The 23,408-nt window shown below is 53.6% G+C and carries 18 protein-coding genes; 8 read left to right on the top strand and 10 right to left on the bottom strand.

Features of this window, described 5'->3' with window-relative positions; all coding sequences use genetic code 11:
* Window positions 1–238: 238 nt before the first annotated feature.
* Window positions 239–1,102, top strand: coding sequence for a LysR family transcriptional regulator (locus IEX01_RS05175; RefSeq protein ID WP_024558330.1), 864 nt, complete (start codon window positions 239–241; stop codon window positions 1,100–1,102).
* Between the two features lie 21 nt (window positions 1,103–1,123).
* Here IEX01_RS05175 and IEX01_RS21790 read toward each other — a convergent pair whose 3' ends face one another.
* On the bottom strand, window positions 1,124–1,348 hold the full coding sequence (locus tag IEX01_RS21790; RefSeq protein ID WP_373289680.1) for a helix-turn-helix domain-containing protein: 225 nt from the start codon (window positions 1,346–1,348) through the stop codon (window positions 1,124–1,126).
* A gap of 158 nt (window positions 1,349–1,506) precedes the next feature.
* Entirely contained in the window at window positions 1,507–1,737 is a 231-nt protein-coding gene (locus IEX01_RS05165; RefSeq protein ID WP_188723366.1) for a hypothetical protein, read from the bottom strand.
* Between the two features lie 454 nt (window positions 1,738–2,191).
* Between IEX01_RS05165 and IEX01_RS05160 the strand changes: the two genes are divergently transcribed.
* The 3 genes from IEX01_RS05160 to IEX01_RS05150 all read left to right on the top strand — a co-directional run bounded on the left by IEX01_RS05160 (window position 2,192) and on the right by IEX01_RS05150 (window position 4,253).
* A complete protein-coding gene (locus IEX01_RS05160) occupies window positions 2,192–3,175 on the top strand; it encodes an Ig-like domain-containing protein (RefSeq protein ID WP_024558332.1) in 984 nt (327 codons plus the stop codon).
* A gap of 93 nt (window positions 3,176–3,268) precedes the next feature.
* Window positions 3,269–3,628, top strand: coding sequence for a putative holin (locus IEX01_RS05155; protein WP_071788772.1), 360 nt, complete (start codon window positions 3,269–3,271; stop codon window positions 3,626–3,628).
* Between the two features lie 271 nt (window positions 3,629–3,899).
* Window positions 3,900–4,253, top strand: a complete 354-nt coding sequence (locus IEX01_RS05150; protein WP_024560102.1) for a D-Ala-D-Ala carboxypeptidase family metallohydrolase — start codon at window positions 3,900–3,902, stop codon at window positions 4,251–4,253.
* 139 nt (window positions 4,254–4,392) lie between these two features.
* Here IEX01_RS05150 and IEX01_RS05145 read toward each other — a convergent pair whose 3' ends face one another.
* Together IEX01_RS05145 and IEX01_RS05140 are read right to left on the bottom strand one after the other, a co-directional pair.
* On the bottom strand, window positions 4,393–5,073 hold the full coding sequence (locus IEX01_RS05145; protein ID WP_188723365.1) for a helix-turn-helix domain-containing protein: 681 nt from the start codon (window positions 5,071–5,073) through the stop codon (window positions 4,393–4,395).
* Between the two features lie 141 nt (window positions 5,074–5,214).
* The gene (locus IEX01_RS05140) at window positions 5,215–5,853 is read right to left on the bottom strand and encodes a response regulator transcription factor (protein ID WP_024560101.1); all 639 of its coding nucleotides are present in this window, start codon (window positions 5,851–5,853) and stop codon (window positions 5,215–5,217) included.
* Between the two features lie 580 nt (window positions 5,854–6,433).
* Here IEX01_RS05140 and IEX01_RS05135 point away from each other — a divergent pair.
* The 4 genes from IEX01_RS05135 (at window position 6,434) to IEX01_RS05120 (ending at window position 13,090) form a co-directional block, all read left to right on the top strand.
* On the top strand, window positions 6,434–8,515 hold the full coding sequence (locus tag IEX01_RS05135) for a hypothetical protein (RefSeq protein WP_188723364.1): 2,082 nt from the start codon (window positions 6,434–6,436) through the stop codon (window positions 8,513–8,515).
* A 22-nt stretch (window positions 8,516–8,537) separates the two neighbouring features.
* Window positions 8,538–10,904 (top strand): Ig-like domain-containing protein, encoded by a 2,367-nt coding sequence (locus tag IEX01_RS05130; protein ID WP_188723363.1) that lies wholly within the window; start codon window positions 8,538–8,540, stop codon window positions 10,902–10,904.
* A gap of 172 nt (window positions 10,905–11,076) precedes the next feature.
* Window positions 11,077–12,033: a hypothetical protein gene (locus IEX01_RS05125; protein WP_024560098.1), complete on the top strand. Its 957-nt coding sequence runs from the start codon at window positions 11,077–11,079 to the stop codon at window positions 12,031–12,033.
* 169 nt (window positions 12,034–12,202) lie between these two features.
* Window positions 12,203–13,090, top strand: coding sequence for a hypothetical protein (locus IEX01_RS05120; protein ID WP_024560097.1), 888 nt, complete (start codon window positions 12,203–12,205; stop codon window positions 13,088–13,090).
* A 123-nt stretch (window positions 13,091–13,213) separates the two neighbouring features.
* Here IEX01_RS05120 and fdhF (IEX01_RS05115) read toward each other — a convergent pair whose 3' ends face one another.
* The 6 genes from fdhF (IEX01_RS05115) to glgS all read right to left on the bottom strand — a co-directional run bounded on the left by fdhF (IEX01_RS05115) (window position 13,214) and on the right by glgS (window position 21,989).
* Complete coding sequence (fdhF, locus tag IEX01_RS05115) at window positions 13,214–15,361, bottom strand: formate dehydrogenase subunit alpha (protein ID WP_081708413.1); 2,148 nt, start codon at window positions 15,359–15,361, stop codon at window positions 13,214–13,216.
* 168 nt (window positions 15,362–15,529) lie between these two features.
* On the bottom strand, window positions 15,530–16,546 hold the full coding sequence (locus IEX01_RS05110) for a HoxN/HupN/NixA family nickel/cobalt transporter (protein ID WP_188723362.1): 1,017 nt from the start codon (window positions 16,544–16,546) through the stop codon (window positions 15,530–15,532).
* Window positions 16,547–16,563: 17 nt separating this feature from the next.
* On the bottom strand, window positions 16,564–18,786 hold the full coding sequence (gene hypF / locus IEX01_RS05105) for a carbamoyltransferase HypF (RefSeq protein ID WP_188723361.1): 2,223 nt from the start codon (window positions 18,784–18,786) through the stop codon (window positions 16,564–16,566).
* Window positions 18,787–18,839: 53 nt separating this feature from the next.
* Complete coding sequence (fdhF, locus tag IEX01_RS05100; protein WP_188723360.1) at window positions 18,840–20,990, bottom strand: formate dehydrogenase subunit alpha; 2,151 nt, start codon at window positions 20,988–20,990, stop codon at window positions 18,840–18,842.
* A gap of 34 nt (window positions 20,991–21,024) precedes the next feature.
* Window positions 21,025–21,570: an electron transport protein HydN gene (gene hydN / locus IEX01_RS05095; protein WP_024559476.1), complete on the bottom strand. Its 546-nt coding sequence runs from the start codon at window positions 21,568–21,570 to the stop codon at window positions 21,025–21,027.
* 197 nt (window positions 21,571–21,767) lie between these two features.
* The gene (gene glgS / locus IEX01_RS05090) at window positions 21,768–21,989 is read right to left on the bottom strand and encodes a cell surface composition regulator GlgS (RefSeq protein WP_024559475.1); all 222 of its coding nucleotides are present in this window, start codon (window positions 21,987–21,989) and stop codon (window positions 21,768–21,770) included.
* Between the last annotated feature and the right edge of the window lie 1,419 nt (window positions 21,990–23,408).

The raw sequence follows: 23,408 nt of genomic DNA, 5'->3' as shown, positions 1-23,408 counted from the left end.
ATGTACAAACATTTAAATGAGCAATAATATATTTAATCCCGACCATTCCAATATGACTTCGGGCTTTTAGTGCGCGACTAAAAAGCAAATTTTGCACTTTATAACGACTTTTAATCGTTATCGTACTGACTATTGAAAACACAGACAGAAAATGCGTTGTGGTTTTTCAAAAATGGAAATCAGCCTCTTCAGTTGAAATAAAAGGCTTATAAAACAAAGAAATAAGGGAGTGTCAGGTATGGGTTTTTTGTTGACGAAAAAGTTAAAATACTTTATGACAGTGATGGAAAAACGTTGTCTCACCAAAGCCAGTGAAGAGTTGTTTATCACACGTTCGCCTCTTGGCAAGGCAATAAATGAACTTGAGACAATCCTCGGCAATAAATTGTTTATCCGACAGCATGGCCAGCTCGAACCGACGGAGTTTGCTTTAAGCATACATTCCGAGGCAGAACCGCTTTATAAAAAAATCATTGAGCTTGAGAAACGACTAACAAGTATAAACGCATCTGAAGATATCAATATCATTTTTGACAGTCACTACCCTGGCAACTTGATCGATATCGTTACATGCAGTTTAAAAAACAGTAACATAAAGTGCCGTTTCGACGTGATAGAATTGCAGCAGGCAATGTTTGACAATAGCGAGTTCGACAGAAATACGCTAATCCTGAGCCACCGTAGTTATGAGCCTGAAGAAAACATGGTATCTGAATGTTATCCCAGCAGCGGGCTGGTATTACTTATAAGTAAGGAGATCGAGGAAAACCCGCAGAAAATATCACGCATTCCCATCCTGCTTAGAGAAAACACGGATAGTTATGCCCCGTATATCATAAAAGAAAGACTTGAGCCGCTATTTGGCGCTCCTTTAAAGGTTCGTTTCCATAAAGGTACATTAGTTGATTTTTTGATGATGACGGCAAATGGCGAAGGCTTAATGATCTTGCCGATAAAAGTCTGCGATTTACTTAAGGTAAACAGAAGCAATGCCATCTTTCTAAACGACTGTAGATTCAAGACTTATTATTATCACGCATTATCGAAAAAAACTGGCAATCAGGTTGATAAGGCGATAAAATATATTAAAGATTTGCTGTAACTGCATTTGAGCGCTCATATCTCAAAAGCCAGAAGGAAGCGACTTAATTTTAATAAGCCGCCCACGCTCTATATCTATATAATTTCCTTTTTTCAGTTCGGAAAGTATCATCATGGTTCCGCTTTTAGAAAAGCCGGATCGCCTGGTAATATAATCGCAGACATTCACCTGCCCCTTAAGGTCGGGGTTGTTATTAATTTCGCGCAAATAATGTTTTATTACGCTATACAAATCACATGAAAGCATGATTTGTAATTTAATATTCAGTATCGAAGCAGTATATTGCATTACATAATATAAATCCTCCCATAAATTATTGACTGAGATAAATTTATAAAAATCAGCTCGATTGCAAATCACATACGAAAAGCGGCTATCAGTTGTAAATTCCAGATCGCTATAATTTAATTCCGGCAATAAAAAACCACATAAGCGCCAGACATCTGTCCTAAAAGAATCCGATCGCTATGTCGTTGCAACCCCCATTCCCCTTCAATAATAATGATGATATTATCTTGCTTAAACAATTCCAGTTGTCCCTGATTGCCATCAAATACCTGCACGCGAGAAATAATACTCGTAGAGCACAATATAGTATTTATAATATTACTGATGTGCTTTAACGGCTTATCCATAACTGCTCCGTACTAAGTAATATTCCTATAAGAGAATTTACTTGCGCAACGAAAAGTAATCAATCCTCAGAATATAGTTATACAAAAAAAGTGATAACAAATCTCAAAAATATTCAAAATATTTCATAATGTTTAAGCCAAACTATCCCCATGTTTTTACCCGCCAGGGAATCCTTCAGGATTTTCTTAAGAAAAAATAGCCGCTCAGACGCTTTCTTTTGGAGCACGTGTCTTTCCACTGGTTTCCAGATAATGCACTGTGACGCAGGATAAAAAGGCCGCAATATCGGGCTAAATGCAAACATTTTGCGGTCATGATTGTGATTATGGCGCCAACAATGACAAAGCATAATTTGACCAGTTTTGCGTCACAATTTAGCCGCTCAATGATATTTAGCCAAAGTATTATTTTCCCCGATACATTGTCGTATCGTAATTAATGAAAGGAAAAAAAATGGCTAATACTATTGTAAGTATCGTTCCGGTACCGGCTATGGTTGCGAATGATGGCTCAGAAAAGTCGACGGTAAGCGCCACAGTTCAGACCGATGGTTCTCCTGCACAGGCTGGCGTAAATGTCATTTGGGATATTACTGGCGGCGACGGCCCGTCCTCTTCCACCACAGACGATACCGGTGTGGCTAAAATTGAGGTAACGGCGAAAGATGGCGTGGCAACAATTACTGTAAAAGCGTCAACTACAGATGATCTGACAGGCAAGACCACCTTAATTACGACTTATGTGCCGCTTAAAGCGCCGGTAGTTTTGAATGCCAGCGATGAAGACGGATGGACGCTTGATCATTATGATATTGAATTCGGCGTGCAGGCTGAAATTCCTTATTATAACAACGTCAAAGTTGACCAGGAGGTCACCTTCTATTGGGGCGATGCGTGGAGCACCTCGCTTTTTGTCACCGAAGACAATTTACCGCCTTATATTCTGGAGATTCCCGCAGCCTTTACGGTTAACGGCGAATATGATGTTTATTATGATGTCCGTGATAATGCAGGCAACCCACCGGTCTCCTCCAGTCATTTGGCGATTACTGTCGATGATGAAGGAAGCCTGACGCCGGTTCTGGTAATGCCGCAAGTCGCCGAAGCCGATCCGTATATTAATATGTCGGATGTCGCCGATGGCGTTTCTGTTCTGGTGAACTACCCCAGCATGGCGGAAGGCGATGCTATCTCGTTGTACTGGGTAGCTTATGATTCTCAGGGCCGTAAAATTGAGGCTGCTTGCGATACCCAGCAGTATGATGTAATTGCGGACCAAAAATCAGTCACCTTTACCATTGAGCAAACCAAATTCTACCCGAATGGCATGGGGTATGAAGGCTATGCTGAGGTTTATTATACTGTGTTGCCTGCTGGCGCCACTGCCAAACAGCTCTCTGAAACTTGTCGGTGCCTCGTTGACACCGTTCCCGCGTAACTAACCGAGTCCCGGCCTTGCGCCGGGACATTTCCTGAATATCCGGAATATATTCATTATCAGCTTAATGGACTATACGTTTGGACGCTGTCTATGTCTATTTTTCCTCTGACAGAGCTATCACATATCACCAATTCGGTTGCAAATTTTGATGTCGTTTGCAGTAAGGCCTCTTTATTCTCAGGAGCACTCTGCGGCGCGTTAATTTACATGTTAAACTTAACAAACATTAGCTTATCGCGGCGTATTTTCTACTTCTTAATTTCATTTCTACTTGCTATTAACTGTGCCGAAGTCGCTTCGCACTTGCTGGTAACGATCATAGCCAAATTTATTAACCCGCCACCACAGATTAACTGCGCATTTTCCGCAGCGTTAATGGGTGCGGTTGTCGTAAGGGTGATTAATGTAGCTTCAGATAATATCATCAAATATTTTCCCGGCAATAAATAAAGGAACGCTTATGATGCCCCATATAATTATCGCTATCTTAGCTCTTAATTTAATGCTGTTACATACTATTATTTCAAGGAGAAAGATCCCCAAAAGTAAAAAGGCATTACAGCTTTTTTACTGGTGCAGTATCGTTATCCTTTGTATGTCGGTTGTCCGGCTTGCTGATGGCCGCGTCACCTGTAGCGTTTTTAGCACCCTTTTTCTTGTTACTGTCGCGCTTCTTTTATGGCTACGCGCAAGCCAGTAAATAAAAATGGAGAAGTTAACAATGGGCGATTTATCTTTTCATTTTAGCCGGCGCGAGTTCGCCTGCCATTGTGGATGCGGGTTTGACGCTGTCTCACCAGAACTGATAGAGATCCTGGAGCAAGCCAGGCGTTACTTTGCATCACCAATCGTGATCAACAGCGGTTGCCGGTGCGCGCAGCACAATAATGCCGTGGGGGGAACGCCAGGTAGCCAGCATCGGCTTGGCACCGCCGCGGATATTGTTGTTGCTAATACGCCTGCCGCAATCGTAGCCGACTACTTTGAAAAAACGTACCCGAACCAGTACGGTATCGGTAGATATAAAACGTTTACACACATAGACGTTCGCAAAAACAGCGCCCGCTGGTCTTAGCGGCATCCGTCCTGATAACCACCGCACAGTAAAGCGTAGGGTGCTTTCACTCTACGCTTATTCTTTAGTAAAGACATATTCTCTACAACGACCTGTCTAAACCGGCCAGAAAAACCAATCATGCGCGTATGGAGAGAGGCTAGATCCGTTCAGGGAGGTAATAAACCGAGACCAGCATGCCTTTTTTCAGGGCGATATACCCCTTTTCGACAAGTAATGACAGCGTCCTGTAGATCATGCTTCTTGATAAAAAAGTGCTGTCTTTTATATAGCTGATGACACCGATCTCATTTTCATAAAATAATTCTTTATTGCGATAATACTCCAGCAATTTCATCTTTATGGCATGATAAGAGTCCTTTCCTGTCAAATATCGGTCCCGATAGAGCATGTAGCATAGATGGGAAGAAACCGTTTTAGCTACCGACTTCCATAGTTCATATTTGTTTATCAACCGGGTCGCCCCGGCCTGGGAGATTTTATAACCATTACCGCGGTTAAGCGTTTTGCAGTAATAGCCTCCAGGCATGTCAAGCAAACGCCCCAGCCCAAAAATAACAGGCGCTGCGGTCATGCCAATTAATAAATCATCACCCGCCCTACGAACTTCAACGCTCTGGTCTGTAAGCAGCCAGATACTTTGCTCTTCTGCCCGTAATATAGTCCCGGCACGTAAACTCACGGTCTGCGCATGGGGCGCTAGCTTTTCAATTATATCGACTTGCTCACTATAATATTTTTTCCAGTCAGGTATTGAATAACTTTCTACCCCATCCCAGTGTCTGGCATAAGGTGAGACAATATCTTCCTTTTCGTTCACGATAATCCCCTTGTGTTACCACGCCACGCTTTCATTCCCTGCCTGCCGCAGAGATCTCCTTCCTGTTATTCCTGTATTAGTCGTTTTTCTTTTCAATTTACATCCTGAATTTTGCATTGCGTTTATTCGCAGATTTATCGTTCAGTACAAACCATTATATATTTTATATAATCGCGGCATGCTCCGCACCCCTAACTTATGGAGTACATTATATTTATAAACGCTAATTGTTTTAGGGCTTACGCTCAGGCGGCGAGCCAGATAATCGGGCGTATGCCCTTCGCACAGAGAAATAAAGAAATCCATTTCCCGTCGCGTAAGACGCTCAGTCACTTTTTTCTTTTTCGCCTGGAAATCAAAGCGATATTTCTCTTCGCCTAATGCCTGAATATGCTCTTCCATTTGCGAAACCGTCACTGCCGGGTTGATGACCTTACCGGCTATATCAGAAATAATACGTCTGTTTTTACAGACCGCATTACCGATGAGGATCATGCCTACCGCGGGTCTGTACGAAAGAAACCACTCGCGAAACCGCAGCCAGTCAACCAGCTGCTCGCCATTACCATAAAAACCGGTTATCGCCCCTACCACGTTAAGGGTCGTTATGTAATGTTGTAATTTACTTAAGGTATGACAAAACAGCAGTTCACAATCCGCGATAGCCATCCCTTTCGTCAAATGAACAATCCCGTCCAGCCAATATTTGTTAGCTGACATAACAACCACATACCGCTTTTCAACTTTTTTATGCTTAAATGTTGTTAAGTATTGACTCATGCAATTTCCTCTTTGCTAACCGGGCCATTACAGATGTCCATCTGAATATGCAAAACCAAACGGAGTAACGCCAGTTTAATGAGCTATTCTCCTCAAGAAATCTCAGGCTACGTAAATTTTCTCTGCGGGCAACCGTCGCCCTGACGAAAAATGTTAAAAAACGTTTGCCTATAAACATATTACAGCACCATTCCTGATAAATAATAACGGCTCTTCAGGTAAAACCGTTAAACATCAATCACTCCGGGTAAATCACAGTCGATACAATTTACCGCTTAAAAGTTATTATTTTGGAACGATTCTGTTGAGAAGTATTACCCGGCGTTGCTGTTCTTCATGTCGTAGCTGATTGCCCTATTCATTTCGCCACTCAAACAAGATTAAACATTCACAGCGAATTCCTTTCTGATACCGCCTGTTCTTCTACATTTATTTTCCTGATACGGGTTGGTTCTGCAACCCGCAGCCACCTTTTTCAACAACGCAAAAAATAGCCAGCAAGGTTCCTTTTTTGGAAAAACTTACCAGGTGAATGTATTTACGCTCTCCTCTGTTAGTTAATCAAATAATGGATAGCGATATGAATTATACCGTTCTGCCCGGTCCCGATTTACCTCAGATGAGCAACGATGGCTACATCAACAGCACGGAACTGCTAAATGACGGCGGCGTGATTGTTGAGGTCAATGCCTATCCCACAGCTAAACCCGGCGACTATATCAATCTTTACTGGGACGGCCGCTTTAGCGCCTCGCAATATATTGACGATCCAGACCAGTTTAGCTGGCCATGGACCGTCATCATTGCTGCGGGCGAAGCGCCGGACGGCCCTCATCAGGCCTATTACACCGTTACTGATGTCGCGCAAAACCCTTCAGCGTCGCCCATTTCACCAGCGGTGGTAGACAGAAACCATACCGAGGGTTTGCCGCCGCCGCGATTCCCGGATGCCAATGTTAATAATGTCATTACTTATAATTCTGTAATTGCCAATAGCGGAACACATATTCACGTGCCTTTCACCTCGGGCATTTTTGCTATCGGCAACACGGCTTATGTTTACTGGCGTGAGCTGGATAGCTACGGCAATACGGTGCCGGGAAGTGAGGTTAACTTCACGCATGTTATTGAAAGTAAGGACATGAGCAACGGTTTCGAGGTGCTGGTGCCTGCTCCTTATATTACGCTCATTCAAACGTTCGCCACCGCCCAGGCCTGGTATTCTATCGTCCCGCCGGATGACGAAGCGCAAAGCTCGCAAAATGCCACCGTCACCGTCGATATGACCGGCACCGCCTCGTATCCCGCCCCTTATATCCCGGCAGGCAACGACGGCTGGATCGATTGCAGCGAAATCATGGCTGATGGCATTGAGGTAACCGTACCCGGCAACAGCCAGTTTGTCGCAGGCGGCCTCGTTACGGTCTTCTGGCAAGGTTTCGACGCTTCAGGCGCCTCGCTTCCCGACGCTGGCTTCCAGTTATCCCATACGCTAAGTGCGAATGATGTCTTACAAGGCTTTAGCATCACCGTGCCGACAGAATTTATTTTGCCGATCGGGATTGGTTACGCCGACGCCTGGTATCAGGCTTCCGCCCCTTCGGTCCCCGGCTTTTCAGCGGTTAAAACCGTTGAAGTCGACAGCGAGCATTGCACGCTTTTACCCGCGCCTGTTTTTCCGGATGCGCTGGACGATGGCGTTATTGATAGCGCCGAAGTAGAGGCCGACAGCGGAACGACGATGACGATTAGCTACCCGGATATGCGTGCGGGCGACATCGTGACGGCCTTTTGGTTTGGCTATAACTCTTCCCCTGCGTCCCCCCTTCCCGACACCAGCTGGACGCAAACCCGCACCCTCACCTCACAGGAAGCGCAGGCGCAGCAGGCGCTCTTCCATATAGCCACAGCGTTCATTACCCCGATCGGTAATGGTTATGCCCAAGGGAGATATCAAGTGATGTTTGAAAATGGCGGAATCGCCTCTTCGGCCAGCCAGACGGCGGCAGTCAATGTCCATGAAGCTCAGCAGCTCCAGATGAGTTGTTCCACCGGCGCCCCCTGGTTCGACCCAACCGTATACGTCAGGCCGATGAATCAGGTTACGCTTTCAGGCCCTCCGGGCGCCGACGTCATCCTTTCACTGCCGGATTCGTCAGACGCTTTCTTTTACCCGGACGGCACCAATGTGACCACGCTGCGGCTTGATGAAACCGGACGTGGCGCCATACAGGTTTATTGCTTTTCCACGGGCGGCATTACGGTCTACGCCTGGATGTTAACCAACCCAGCCGTCAACGCCACCGCCAATATGGCCTTCACCGAGTGGCTAAATGGCAATGGCGAACTGAAGCAGTATGGTTTCTCAACCGGCGCGATAGCCGACGGGAAGTCCCTGTGCAGCGTTTACCTGAAGACCGACCCCAGCACTCAGGCGCAACAGGCGAGACTGGTTCTGCAAGATCCAACCTCCGCACGCATCATCACCTCCGGCACCCAGCAAGCATGGGTAGACATCAGCCTTTATCACGCCGGCAGTTTTGATGTTATCGACAGCGCGCCCGAGGTAGTGAACTTCACCCTCTCCCTGCCTGATTCCTCCAGTGCGTATGCGGTGGGTTCGTTAACGTTCAGCCTTTTTAGCGCATTACAACACCTCTAATCGGTCATACAGGAGACCAACTATGAACTTTCACTTTTCTTCTCAGCAGGCGGCCGGCAGCCTTATTTTTTATACCCAGCCTAATTTTGGCGGACAGAACGCCATTGATGTCTTACATGGCGAAACCGGTGATATTGCTAATCGTTCGGGGGAATGGCTCTACCGCTCTGTTGCTATGGCGAATATGCACGCCTTCGCCTTTAGTGACGTTAACCCGGCAGACAGCAGCATCAATTACCTTAATCATATCGAGACCATGCTCAGCGCTAACTGCGCAGATTTACAAACGTTATGGCCGAGCGCTCAGGTTCCGCTGCATTATCTCGGCGTTGATCCTTCGCTGGTCGTTCCCGTCTGGTTACATATTGACGCCAGCCAGGATGTCCCTAACGCCATAGCAGCGCAGTTTGTCGTAGGCGTAAGCACCACGCAGATAAGCGCGCTCACGCTCCCTGGCAGAGACGGCATGCTCGGCTTGCCAGGCCGCACCGACGGCAGCGCTGTTTCCGCCTACTGCCCTTTTGGTGATTATGATCCTTCTACCGGTAAAGTAGCCTGGTCGGGTAATGGCAATATTGTGCTGGAATACCGCGGCGGCCAGATAACTATACTGACTTATTCCGGCTTCCCTGATGGCTGGAGCTTTAGCGAACCCAAACAAAATGCTGACGGCAGTTGGGTTGTGGAACTTAACGCAACCGTAGTGCCGGATTCGCTTATCATCAGCTCGCTCTATACCGACAAAAACAGCATCAAGAATGACGGTATCGATGCCGCGACGTTTACCGCTACGGTTATCGATACCCTGACTCAACTCCCCGCCAGCGGCCAGACCGTCTACTGGCATACCACGCTTGGGTCGTTAAGCTCCTCCTCCACTGTCACCAATGCGCAAGGGCAATGCACAAACCAATTGACCTCGGTAACTACCGGCACGGCAACGATTACCGCCAGTCTTGATAATGGCGATAGCCGTGCTGTTAACGTTGATATCAGTGCAGGCGAACCGCTTTTGCTCATCCGTGGCGCAAGAACCAGCCTGCGCGCTTCCGGTCAACGTCAGACCGGCAGACTGGTTGCGCTGGATGCGCTTACTTTGCTTCCTGTATCGGCCACATGGCGTTACCGCAACGCGTCCACCTCAACAGCCGCAAGCGCCTTTCTTGATGTTGCGCCTGAACAATATCTGGATGTCAGCCTGCCGTCGGGTGAAACCGTTACCCTTAATCCTTCCAATATTATTGGCAATGGCGAATGGACTGACGACAGTACTTCCGCAGGCGCTTTTGCTGCTCGTCTGAATAACGGCAGCTGCGCCGGATGGGGCGTTGCGGGCTGGGGTGGTTATTCGCCGTCGACGCAGGTCAATTATGGCGTCGCCTGCCCGGCGGCTACCTTTTATGCTTTCAGCGCCCTGCGATCCGACGGCTCGATATTCTCCTGGGGTGACGGCAATGAAGGTGGCATGCTGCCGGCAAACATTGCGGTATTAAATAGCGTACTGGAAATAAAAGGCTCCCGCGGGACCTTTGCTCTGCGCTCCAGCGTGCCGCCCTATATCCAGAGCTGGGGCTGGGGTGTAGACACCCCTTCAGCCATCAATCTGACCGTGCCGCCTTATATTGCCAGTATGTACGACATTAAATCGCTGTTTGCGAACGACAATGCTTTTGTCGTCATTAACAACAACGGGCAGGCTTTCGCCTGGGGTGATGCAGACGCAGGCGGCGCTATCAGCCAGCATGCTGGCGCATTACGGGGGATTTCTGATTGCTGCGCCTCCCGACGCGCCTTTGGCGTTATCGCCCAGGGCACCATCGCTGCCTGGGGCGATGAAGATTATGGCGGAAACGGCGCCGAGGTCGCTTATGTCAGCAATGCCTTGCGCCTGGTCGCGACAGAGAGCGCGTTTACCGCTTTGCTGACCAGTGGCGCGATTGTCTGCTGGGGCAATCCTGAATATGGCAATAACCTGCCAGACGCGTATCGTTACCGTACCGATATTCTTGACGTAAAAAGCACTTATGGCGCTTTTGCCGCGCTTTGCGCCGACGGAACGGTGATTAGCTGGGGGAACCCGCTATATGGCGCCAACAGCGCATCAGTCGCCGGCCAGTTAAGGGATATCGTTGCGCTTAGCGCTACTTCTGGCAGTTTTGCCGCGCTGACCCGTTCTGGTCATGTCGTCACCTGGGGTGATTCCAGTACGGGCGGTAACTCGACTGCGGTTGCGGGTCAATTAACCGACGTTTGCGCTATCTATTCCAATACGCATGCTTTTGCCGCCCTGAAGGCGGATAACAGCGTGGTGGTATGGGGCGACCCTGCATCAGGCGTGAATGATTTCCCATCGACGATTAACGGTAATATCTCTTATCGGGCTGAATAACTTTAAGGTGAGGGAACGCTTTCCCTCACCTTATTTTCACTTGCAAAGATAATACTCATTTTATTTTTAATTAAATCGAGGAGGCGCTAACCCGGAATAAACTTTAACTCTGATCATTATAATAAACCTTTGACCTTATTTAATAACAATCACGATTTACCAAGGACAGCTTATGAAAAAGTCTACCTTCACACTGTATCTCTCGCTTATTTTAGCCGCCACCGGTGCACAAGCGCAGACGTTAAAAGAAGCCAAAGCAGAATATTTAAAAACGCACCCTGCCCGCCTGGCCAGACCCAGCGGCCAACAAACGGCGGAATATCTTAATACTGACTATGCCGATACCGAGAAGGATTGCGGCTCAAGCAGTACGCCTGCGTTTTTATGTTCTGGCAACTTAATTCGCGGTACCGATGTCTTTTCAACGCAATTCCATGCCTGGGACCCCAGCCCCTCATCGCAATCCAGCGGCGGGGTTTCCTTTTCTTATTTACGGGCTGATTCTAAATTCAGTTCTGTTGCTTACGATTATAATAATGGCTTTATTTTTTATCCCTATTTCTGGGCGCCCGACAACGAAGGCATTGACACTAACATTGATATTATGTGCGCCTTCCCCGTAGATGGATGGACTGTCTACCGCAGTGACGCGGGCTGCGGCGCGTCCAGCGACTACCCGCAAGAAAGCGTGCCGTGTCAGGAGCAGGGTATCTACACCGCAGACCAGTGGTATGCCCATTTTGAAAAAGGTGGGGAAAATCATCTTTATATGTGTGGTTTTACCACCAGCGACTATAGCAGCGAGGACACTGCCGCAGGCTTTTATCAAAGCATTTTGAGCAGGGCTAAAATCGAGAGTAAATATTTCTCGGAGCAAAATGAGCTGCGGCTGGCTACATGGGCGCAAGGTAAACAAGATTCTCTGCCCATCGAAGCGTTCTTTTATATTGTGGAAAGCAGTTCCGGTCTGGATAGCGCGCGTAAAAATCAGCAGGATTTTTATAACACCACCACCAACCACATCTGGGTGCCGGTTATTAAATTAACACTGCCGCAGTCGCCGGGGGGAAATGCCGTGTTCAGCTATTCCGCTGCCGATCAGCTTATTCCGGAGCCGACAAGCCATTAATAAAACAACACGTTTATTTTCTTTTCGCTAAATAAACCAATACATCATTAACCTTGAAAGAAAGGCGGGAGCGCTTTGCCGATAATGCTGACAATACGCTCTCGTTTAAAATAATTAGCGTGGCTTTTTCAGGCCACAACTTCACACAGCATTTTATTAAAGGTGATTTATGCTACTTAAAATAACCGTAATTATTTTACTTGCTGCGCTGGCTCCATTTAATTTTAGCGAGGCCGCGCAAACCAATGGTCCAGACATTGCGAAAGCTATAACCGACAGTTACAACGCCACCCCTGCTGATTGCGGCTCTTCGGCCCAGCCTGCTTATTTATGTTCCGGCGTCTTTATTCGCGGCACCGATGTTTATTCGGATCAATACCATACATGGGACCCGAGTCCTGCCTCTCAGGAAAGCGGCGGGGTTTCATTTTCGTGGCTAAGAAAAGATGCGAAATTTAATAAACTCGCTTACTCCTATAATAATGGCTATATTTTTTATCCTTTCATGAACGCGCCGGCGGGTAAGACAACCTCCATCGACGTGCTTTGCATCTGGCCCATCGATGCGGCTTCAGAATACCGAAGCGACAGCGGTTGCGGGCCCAGCTCTCAGTATCCGACGCAAAGCGGTCCCTGCCAGCAGCAAAATATCTATACTGCCGAACAATGGTACGACCATTATCTGGAAGGCGGCAGAAGCCATCTTTACCAGTGCGGGTTTGAAACACGCAGCAACAGCGTTTATGACCGTGCCGATGGATACTACCAGGCAATACGTAGCATGGCGTTGATCAGCGATGAATCATTCAATGAGCAAAATGAATTGCGTCTGGCGACCTGGGCACAGGGAATGCAACGCACTCTGCCGATCGAGGCTTTTTTCTACATTAGCGGTACTTCCGGGCTGAGCAGCGCGCAGAATAACCAACGGGATCTGTTGCAAAGCACGGATAACGCGGTGTGGGTGCCCGTCATCGAACTGAAGCTGCCTGCATCGCCAGCAGAAGAGGCCCAGTTTATTTTTAATGATGATGATCAGGCTATACATGTGCACTAAGCACCAACGTGTTTAGCTTGCGATTAATCGCCATCCCCTGCGCCTAAATCAGGCCGGATAATCCACTCAATCCGTCCATTATCTGGCGAAAGGGGATGGCGCGCGCTTTTCACGCTATCGCAATTAACCCAGCGCGGTCTCCCGCAAACGGGTTTTGAGCTTGTTGTACTCCTCAATCACATACTGCTCGGCGCTTCGCTGGTCGGCGATGGCTTCCACCCGAACGGCGCAGTACTTGTACTCCGGCGTTTTGGTAATGGGGCTCAGGTTCTCCGCCACCAGCTCGTTGCAGGCGCCTATCCACCACTGGTAGGTCATATAAACGGCCCCTTTGTTGGGCCGGTCGCTGACCTGCGCGCGGGTGATAACCTTGCCTTTGCGCGACACCACCCATACCAGCGCTTCGTCCTCAATGCCCAACTGCTTCGCGTCAGCGGTGTTAATCTGCGCGTAGCCAGGTTCGTCGGCGAGCGCTGCCAGCGCTGCGCAGTTGCCGGTCATCGAACGACACGAGTAGTGCCCCACTTCGCGTACCGTTGAAAGCACTAATGGGTACTCCTCCGTCACCCTGTCAAGCGGCGGCGCCCAGTCGCAGGTGAAGAACTGCCCAAGGCCGTTCGGCGTCGAGAAGGCCTTTTCAAACAGATAATCGGTGCCCTGATCGGCGTCCGACTCATCGCGACACGGCCACTGAATGTAACCAAGCTCGCCCATTTTTTCGTAGGTGGCGCCGTAGAAGTCCGGACAAAGATGACGCAGCTCGTCCCAGATCTCCTGCGTGTTGTTGTAGTGCATCGGGTAGCCCATGCGGGTGGCGATGTCGCTGATTATCTGCCAGTCCGTTTTCAGGTCCCACTTCGGCTCCACCGCCTTAAAGAAGCGCTGGAAGCCGCGGTCCGCCGCCGTATAAACCCCCTCATGCTCGCCCCAGGAGGTGGAAGGCAGGATGACGTCCGCCGCCGAGGCGGTTTTGGTCATAAAGATATCCTGCACGATAACCAGTTCCAGATCCGCGAACGCCTGACGCACCGCCGACAGTTCAGCATCCGTTTGCAGCGGATCTTCGCCCATAATGTACGCCGCGCGCACCTCGCCATGCGCCACCCGGTGCGGCAGCTCGCTGATGCGATAGCCGGTGTGCTCGGGAAGCGACGCCACGCCCCAGGCCTTCGCGAACTTCTCGCGATGCTCAGGGAATTTCACGTACTGATAGCCTGGATAGGTATCGGGCAACGCGCCCATGTCGCACGCGCCCTGCACATTGTTTTGCCCGCGCACCGGGTTGACGCCCGCGCTCGGTTTGCCGAGGTTGCCGGTGAGCAACGCAAGGCTTGTGAGTGAACGTACCGTCTCAACGCCCTGATAAAACTGGGTGACGCCCATTCCCCAGAGGATCGCCGCACTTTTCGCCTGCGCGTACATGCGCGCCGCCTGGCGAATATCCGCCGCGCTAACGCCGGTGATGCTTTCCACCGATTCCGGCGTATAGCCCTCAACGATTTTGCAGTACTCCTCAAACCCTTCGGTGCGCGAGGCCACGAAGGCGCGATCGTAAAGTTCTTCTTGCACAATCACGTGGCCCATGGCGTTGAGCAGCGCGATGTTGGAGCCGTTTTTCAGCGCCAGATGCATATCCGCAATACGTGCGGTCTCTATTTTACGCGGATCGCAGACGATAATTTTCGCCCCCTTTTTCTTCGCCTTGATAACACGATTGGCGACGATAGGATGCGAATCCGCCGGGTTGTAGCCAAAGACAAACACTAAATCGGTATTTTCAATGCCAACGATGGAGTTGCTCATGGCGCCGTTACCGACCGACTGGTGCAGACCTGCAACCGAGGGGCCGTGTCAGACGCGCGCGCAGCAATCGACGTTATTCGTGCCGATAACCGCGCGGGCAAATTTTTGCATCACATAGTTGGTTTCATTGCCGGTGCCGCGCGACGACCCGGTGGTCATAATCGCATCCGGGCCATACTTCGCTTTGATGGCGGAAAGCTTTTCCGCCACATAATTCAGCGCCTCCTCCCAGGAGACTGCCTCCAGCTTGCCGCCGCGCTGACGGCGTATCATCGGCGTTTTCAGGCGCGGGGTGAGGATCTGGGTATCGTTAATAAAATCCCAGCCGTAATAGCCCTTCAGGCATAAATCACCCTGATTGGTTTTCCCCATCGCCGCTTCCGCCTTAACGACCTTGCCGTTATCGACCACCAGGTTGATTTTGCAACCCGACGCGCAATAGGGGCAAACCGTGACGACTTTTTTCATCCGTAGTGCTCCAGTTAGCTCAATAATCCGCAGACCGGGTTCGGCCTGCTTATCTGAATGTCTTAATGCAGAAACCGTGCCAGCCGCCCACAGGCGCGAAGGCCGCGTAAATCGGGCCGCGACCGCTGTCGCGCCGCCGCCCTTCGTCAAAAATGACGTGTCGAACGCTTAACTCACCGCCAGCGCGTCATAGCCCTTCAGGCGATAGTTAATAAAGGAGACCAGCCAGCAGAGGAGAAACAGACCGACCACGACAAACCCGGCGTCGCCGAGGTTGTCGTTCACCCGCGCCACCCAGGCCCAGAGGCCGCCGGACAGGCCGAATTTATCCATCAGCAACCCCAGCGCCTCCAGCCCGCCGATAAACAGCGCCGCCACCACCGAGCTGCCGGTTATGGTCATGTTGTAATAGAGCTTGCGCTGCGGCTTGTTGAAGGCCCAGCCATACGCGCCCACCATGACGAAATTATCGAGGGTATCGATAAGCGCCATACCGCTGGTGAAAAGCGCCGGGAAAACCAGAATCGACCACATCGACATGCCATGGCTGGCGCTGGCGGCCGAGATGCCGAGCACGCCGATTTCCGTTGCGGTATCGAACCCCAGCCCGAAGAGAAAGCCCACCAGATACATATGCCAGCTTTTGCCCACCAGCCCGAAGGCGGAGCGGAAAAGCCAGCTCATCGCGCCGCCGCTCGCCGCTTCATCGCCTGCCAGCGCTTCACCGCGTTTAAGCTTGCGAAAGCTTTGCCAGACGCCGCGCAAAATCACGAGGTTCACCAGCGCCATCGCCAGCAGAAACGCGGCGGAAACGGCAGTGCCAATGACGCCGCCCACATCGTGAAACCAGGTCAGATCGTCTTTAATGGCGGCGGCCGTGGCGGCGATGGCGATGGAGGCCAGCACCACAATGCTCGAATGGCCGAGCGAGAACCAGGCGCCGACGCCAAACGGTCGCTGGCCGCGCTGCATCATCTTGCGGGTGACGTTATCAATCGCCGCGATATGGTCAGCGTCCACGGCGTGACGCAACCCGTAGCCCCAGGCGAGCAGGCTTGCCGCCATCAGCGTCGGGCTGTTGTGAAATGCGAAAAGCGCCCAGCTCCAGGCGGCCAGGTTGGCGAAAATCAGGGCGCTGAACAGCGCCAGCGCGCGCGGATTGTTGCTTATCAGAGTTCTGTACATCGAAGCTATCCTGTGGGTTAAGAAAACGTGGCGGCGGCGATCGCCGCCTGACCGAACGCTATCGCGCCGTCGCCTGCGGGCAGCGCTCGCGGCAGCAGCAGCGTGAAATCGCGCAGATAAAAAGTGAGCCGCTCGCGCAGCAGCCGGTTGTGCAGCACCCCGCCGCCGCAGGCGATAACGCTCAGGCCCTGCGCCCGCGCGTGGTGGCGGGCAAGCGTCGCCAGCCCCTGCGCCAGCGCGTCGTGAAAGGCCCAGGCGCGCGCGCACGCGGGCGCATCGAAGCGCAGCCACTGCGCCCAGAAGGCGGCCATGTCCAGCTCGCCCTCCACCAATGGCAACGTCACCGGATGCGCTACCGCCCCGCCCCGCGTCGCCAGCGCTTCAAGCAGACAGGCGGCTTCGCCTTCGTAGCGTTGCGTCTCCCCCACGCAGCCCAGCGCGGCGGCGACCGCATCGAACAGCCGCCCGCAGGAAGAGGCTCGCGGCGAATTCACCTCTCGCGCTACCGCGCGCGCCAGCGGCCGCCAGGGTTTCGCCAGCAGCGCGGCGGCCTCCGGCAGCGTCTGCCAGCCGGGCACGAACGCGAGAAACTGCGCCAGCAGGTTGCGCCAGGGCTGGCGGGCCGCAAGGTCGCCGCCGGGCAGCGCCACGGCGGGCAGGCCGGCCAGCCGCTCGCACTGGCGGTAATCCACCCGCAGACACTCCCCGCCCCATAACTGCCCGTTCGCGCCCATGCCGATGCCATCCAGCGCGAGGCCGATAACCGGCCCGCCCTCCAGAGGCCAGCGGTGCTCCGCCAGGCAGGCGGCGAGATGGGCGTGGTGATGCAGCACCCGCTGCACGGGCAGCCCCATAGTTTGCGCCAGTTGCGTGGTGCGATAGCCCGGGTGCGCGTCGGTGACGACCCGCTGCGGGTGAAAGTCATACATGTCGCTCAGGGTGTCGAGCGCCTGACGCCACTGCGCCTCTACCCCCTCTTCACTCAGGTCGCCCAGGTGCTGGCTCAGCACCGCCTCGCCGCCGCGCGCCAGGCAAAAGGTGTTTTTCAGATCGGCCCCCAGGCAAAGCATGGGCGGCGCCTCGCGAAAGCCCGGCGGCAGCGCGATGGCGTCCGGCACGAAGCCCCTGGCGCGGCGCAGCACTTCACCATCGGCACGCATCACCGCGTCATCCATCCGTTGCAGGATGTCGCGGTTATGCAGCAAAAAACCGTCCGCTATCGTCGCCAGCTCGTCCAGCGCCTGTTCATTGGTCAATGCGGGCGGACGGCCGTTAAGGTTGCCGGAGGTCATCACCAGCGGGCGCGCCAGCGCCTGCATTAACAGATGCTGGAGCGGGTTTGAAGGCAGCATCACCCCCACCTCGTTCAACCCCGGGGCGATGGCGCTGCTTAACGCGGGCAACACCTGTTTATCCACCAGCACGATGGGCGCCGCAGGGGTGGAAAGGCGAGCCTGGATAGCGGGCGCCAGCCCGCCGGCGTCTGGCAGCATGACCGCCAGCGGTTTCGCCGGCCTGCGCTTGCGCGCCCGCAGCCGCGCCACCGCCGCCGGGTTTTGCGCATCGCAGGCCAGGTGAAAGCCGCCTGTCCCTTTCACCGCGACGATAAGCCCGGCCTGCAGCGCCGCGACGGCCGCCTGCAGCGCCGCCTCTTTCTGCGCCCTTTCCGCGCCCGCCCGCCAGAAAAGCTGCGGACCACAATGCGGGCAGGCTACCGGCTGGGCGTGAAAGCGCCGGTCAGACGGGTCGGCATACTCGCGGGCGCACGCCGCGCAAAGCGGAAAATCCGCCATCGCGGTAAGCGGGCGGTCGTAGGGCATGGCGCGGATGATGGTAAGGCGCGGACCGCAGTGGGTGCAGTTAATAAACGGATAGCGGTAGCGGCGGTTGGCCGGGTCATTCAGCTCGCGCAGGCAGTCGGGACAGGTTGCGGCATCCGGGACGATGTGCGTCTGCATCGCGCCGCCCGCGCTTTCACGGATGGTGAAGCCCTGCGGCGGCTGCGGCCACTGGAACGCCTGCGCCTGCACGCTGTCAATGCGCGCCAGCGGCGGGCAATGGGCGTAAAGCGCGGCGATAAACGCCCCCTCTTTATCCGCCAGACGCACCTCGACGCCAGCGGCGTCGTTGCAGACATCGCCTGTCAGGTTAAGCTTGTGGGCCAGTTGCCAGACAAAGGGACGAAATCCCACCCCCTGCACCCTGCCCTGAATACGTAAAACCGTGCCGTTGCTGTTCATCTTGTCGTCAAAAAAAGGCGCGGACCAACACGGCCCGCGCTATCAGGAAACACTTACGCGTCGACGGTCTCCCGCAGGCGGTTTTTCATGCCGCTGTAAGTGGTTTGCACAAAGCTCTCCGCCTGGCGCTGATCGGCTATCGCCTCGACCATCACCGCGCAGTATTTGGTCTCCGGCGTGCCGGAGATGGGGTCCAGGTTGTCCTGGGTCAGCTCGTTGCAGGCGCCTATCCACCACTGGTAGGTCATATAAACCGCGCCCGGGTTGATGCGCTCGTTGACCTCGGCGCGGCTTATTACCCTGCCGCGACGCGAGCTCACCCACACCAGCTGGCTATCCCGCACGCCGAGCATTTCCGCATCCTGCGGATGCATCTGCACAAAGCCCGGCTCGTCGGCCAGCGTCTGCAACGCCGCGCAGTTGCCGGTCATCGAGCGGCAGGAGTAGTGGCCCACTTCGCGCACCGTACAGAGCACCAGCGGGTAGTCGCTGTCAGGCCGTTCCGCGGGCGCACGCCAGGGAGCGGCGAACAATTGTCCTTTGCCGCTCGGCGTGGCGAACCGGTTGTCCTGGTAAAGATAGGGAGTGCCGGGATGATCGAGCGTCGGGCACGGCCACTGTACATGGCCCATATCGCCCATTTTTTCGTAAGTGACGCCATAGAAGAGCGGGCAGAGTTCGCGCATTTCGTCCCAGATCTGCTGGTTCGAGTCGTAATGCATCGGATAGCCCATTTCGCTGGCGATAAGGCTGATGATTTCCCAGTCGCGCTTCACGTCATACTGCGGCTCGACGGCTTTTTCAAAGCGCTGAAAGCCCCGGTCGGCGCAGGTAAACACGCCGCCATGCTCGCCCCAGGCGGTGGCGGGCAGCAGCACGTCCGCCACTTCGGCGGTTTTGGTCATAAAGATGTCCTGCACCACCACGAAATCGAGCGCCGCGAAGCCCTCGCGCACGAGGCCGAGATCCGCTTCCGTCTGCAGCGGATCTTCCCCCATGATGTAATAGGCTTTGACTTTGCCCTGCAGCGCCAGATGCGGCACCTCGGTAATGCGCACGCCGGTCTGGTCATCCATGGCGGTGGGATCGATACCCCAGGCGCGGGCGAATTTCTCGCGCGCCTGCGGGTCGGTGACTTTCTGATAACCCGGGAAAAAATCGGGCAGTACGCCCATATCGCACGCGCCCTGCACGTTGTTCTGCCCGCGCACCGGGCCGACGCCGACATGCTCGCGCCCAAGGTTGCCGGTCAGCAGCGCAAGGCTCGCCAGCCCTTTCACCACGTCAACCGCCTGGCCGAACTGGGTGACGCCCATACCCCACATGATGGTGGCGGACGGCGCGGCGGCGTAAGTGCGCATCGCCTGACGAATCTGTTGCGCGCTAAGGCCGGTGAGGTGCGCCACCGCTTCCGGCGCGTACGCTTTCACCGCCTCGCGATACGCCTCCAGCCCTTCGGTGTAGCGCGCCACATACTCTTTGTCGTAAAGCTCCTCTTCCAGCAGCACATAGCCAAAGGCGTTGACCAGCGCCATGTTGCTGCCGTTTTTCAGTTGCAAATGCTGGTCGGCGATACGCGCGGTCTCGATTTTGCGCGGATCGCAGACAATAATCTTCGCCCCGTTCTGCTTCGCTTTCAGTACCCGGCGCGCCACGATGGGGTGCGAATCGGCGCAGTTGTAGCCAAACACCAGCAAACATTTGGAGTTTTCGATATCGCTGATGGCGTTGCTCATCGCGCCGTTGCCAAGCGTCGCCTGCAAGCCCGCCACTGAAGGGCCGTGGCAGACGCGGGCGCAGCAGTCGACGTTATTGGTGTTAATCACCGCGCGGGCAAACTTCTGCATCACGTAGTTGGTTTCATTCCCCGTCCCGCGGGAGGAGCCGGTAGTCATAATGGCGCGCGGGCCGTGCTCCGCCTTAATTTGCGCCAGGCGCTTCGCGGTGTAGCGGATAGCCTCTTCCCAGGAGACAGGTTGCAGCTTGCCGCCTTTTTCATAGCGGATCATCGGCTGGGTCAGGCGCGGGGTCAGCAACCGGGTATCGTTAAGAAAATCCCAGCCGTAATACCCCTTCAGACAGAGCTGGTTTTCATTGGTCGCGCCCGGCGCGGCCTCGGCGCGGACGACTTTGTTGCCATCGACGACAAGTTTCAGTTTGCAGCCCGCACCGCAGTACGGACAAACGCTGGTGATTTTTTTCATCAGTAACAGACCTGTTAAAAGGTGAAAGCGCGGCTTAAAAAGCCAGATGGGTAAAGTTGTCCAGCGCGGCGCGGCGGCGACGCTCGGCGCTAAGCTGGGCAAGCTTGTTGCGGTCAACGCAGACGATGGCGTTGGTCGGGCAAGCCTGAATGCAGGCGGGTCCCTCTTCGCGGTGATAGCAAAGGTCGCATTTGTTGGCCTGCGCTTTTTCCGCCAGCACGTTCAGGCCCGCCCCGCTGTTGCGCACCACCGGGCGAACCACGACTTCCATCGCGCCATAAGGACAGGCGACGACGCAGGTTTTACAACCGATGCAGCGCTCCTGGTGGACATGGACAAAATCGTCGTCGCGGCTGATGGCGCCGTTCGGGCAGACGTTGGCGCAGGGCGCGTCTTCGCACTGGCGGCACATCGTGGCGGTAGAAACATTCACGCCTTTAATGACGTGAATGCGCGGCAGAAAGGTTTGCGGCGTCAGCGCGGCGCAGTCCTGTTCCGGCTGATGGGAAACGACGCACGCCACCTCGCAGGTGCGGCATCCGATGCATTTACTTGAATCAGCAATGATGAAGCGGTTCATCATAGTCTCCGGCTGTGGGTTAACCCTCACGGGTATTCACAATCCGTGCCAGATTTTATATCGCTGATTTTAAAGTAATTTAATTAAGAGGCGGGTTTGGCGCAACGTGTCATCGACATTAATGACGAAGAAAATGACGGCAAGCGGGCAACAAAAAAGCGGGTTTCAGTACCCGCTTTGTCTTTTTTAACTGAAATTTACGCCCACAACTCCGCTTCTGCCTGGGCGGCTTTCGTTGCCTTCATCTGCCCCTGCATACGGTAGAAGTTGTAGCGCTCAACAAACCAGGCGGACTGCTCCTTGCTCATATTACCGGTGACGGCGCGAATATCGATGTGTCGTCCTTGTCCGTTCATACGGGCAAAACTGCTAGCCAGAAAATCAAAATTAGTTAACGAATAGATATCGTGTCTGTTCATCAGTTTCTCCCTCCACTTCTTCAACTGTATACGAAGCGCGCTGCGTCTGGTTTTATTCGGACGATTCCTGGTCAGAAAAGGCAGTTTCGGACACTTCTGCGACGCGCGCCATCACACGGAAGTGTGGACGTGGTGAAAGGGGTGAGTCAGCGAGGCGTGAGATTTAGCGGGTGTTCTCCTTCGGGCCTTTGGGGAGAGGGACGCAGGCGCTGCGTTTCCCGGGACGGGGTGGCGTTTTATGACGTGCATATGTGCGGGCGATGAAGGATTCCGTTTTATGACATGCATATGTGCGGGCGATGAAAAGTTACGTTCGCCGGAATGTTGTTTTCCTATGTCATCTCTTTTCACGCGAACGTGCCAGGGGGCTTCGCCGCCGCTCGTGGGTTTTCTCCCTCGCCCCTTTGGAGAGTGGGTCGGGGTGAGGGCGCAGACGCTGGGTTTCCCGGGACCGGGTGGCGTTTTATGACGTGCACATGTGCGGGCGATGAAAAGTTACGTTCGCCGGAATGTTGTTTTCATATGTCAGCTCTTTTCACGCGAACGTGCCAGGGGGCTTCGCCGCCAGCCCCCTGGCGACCCCGGCTCCCGGCTCGCAAAATCGACCCCTTCGGGGCAGACCTTCCGTTCTGTCATCTGGCTTCGGGTCGGTCCTGACGGTGCATCCCTGCACCGACATGACCTCACGCCGGTTCCCTCCGGCGTGCCCCGGCCAGCTGCCCGCCCGGAAGGCGATTTTGAGGCCGGAGCAACACCATCGCTGACAGGCTGATGAAAAGCGTTACGAAGGAGTCGCTGTAAGGCAGAATGCGTTTTGATGGTGTGGAGGGTGAGCAAACGCAGCGCCACTCGAGGTTTTTTTCCCCTCGCCCCTCTGGGGATAGGGCCGGGTTGAGGAGAAAGGACGGCATGGACGTATCGTATTGCAGAGCAAGTGGCGCTTTGCTGACTGGCCCTGCAATACTTCCTGCATGCCATTAAAGCGAAGCAGTTCCTGTAACCAGAATCAAACGCCGAAGCGGAGGGTAAATCCGGCCTCAAAATCGCCTCAGCTTTTTCACGGTGGCCGGGACGCACCGGTCGGACCCGGTGCGAGGGCATGTCGGCACAGGGACAAAAACGCCGGGAGCGTTTTTGAACAACGCAAAGCGTTGGCCCCGAAGGGGCGAGGCCCATGGATGGGCCGAGTATACACCGTCAGGACCGACCCGAAGCCAGATGACAGAACGGAAGGTCTGCCCCGAAGGGGTCGATTTTGCGTGCCGGGAGCCGGGATTGTTAAGGGGGCGGCGGCGAGCCCCCTTAACACGTTCGCGTGAAGGAAGAGTACATATGAAAACAATGCTCCGGCGAACGTAACCTTTCACTGCCCGTGCATATATCCTGAGAGTAAGGCTCAGCGCGTGAGCCGCCTGCGAC

Origin of the sequence: Franconibacter daqui (genome assembly GCF_014644275.1) — a bacterium.
GTDB classification, from domain to species: Bacteria; Pseudomonadota; Gammaproteobacteria; order Enterobacterales; family Enterobacteriaceae; genus Franconibacter; species Franconibacter pulveris.
The sequence above is the reverse complement of the archived record's forward strand: the minus strand, read 5'-3'. Positions and strand labels throughout refer to the sequence as shown.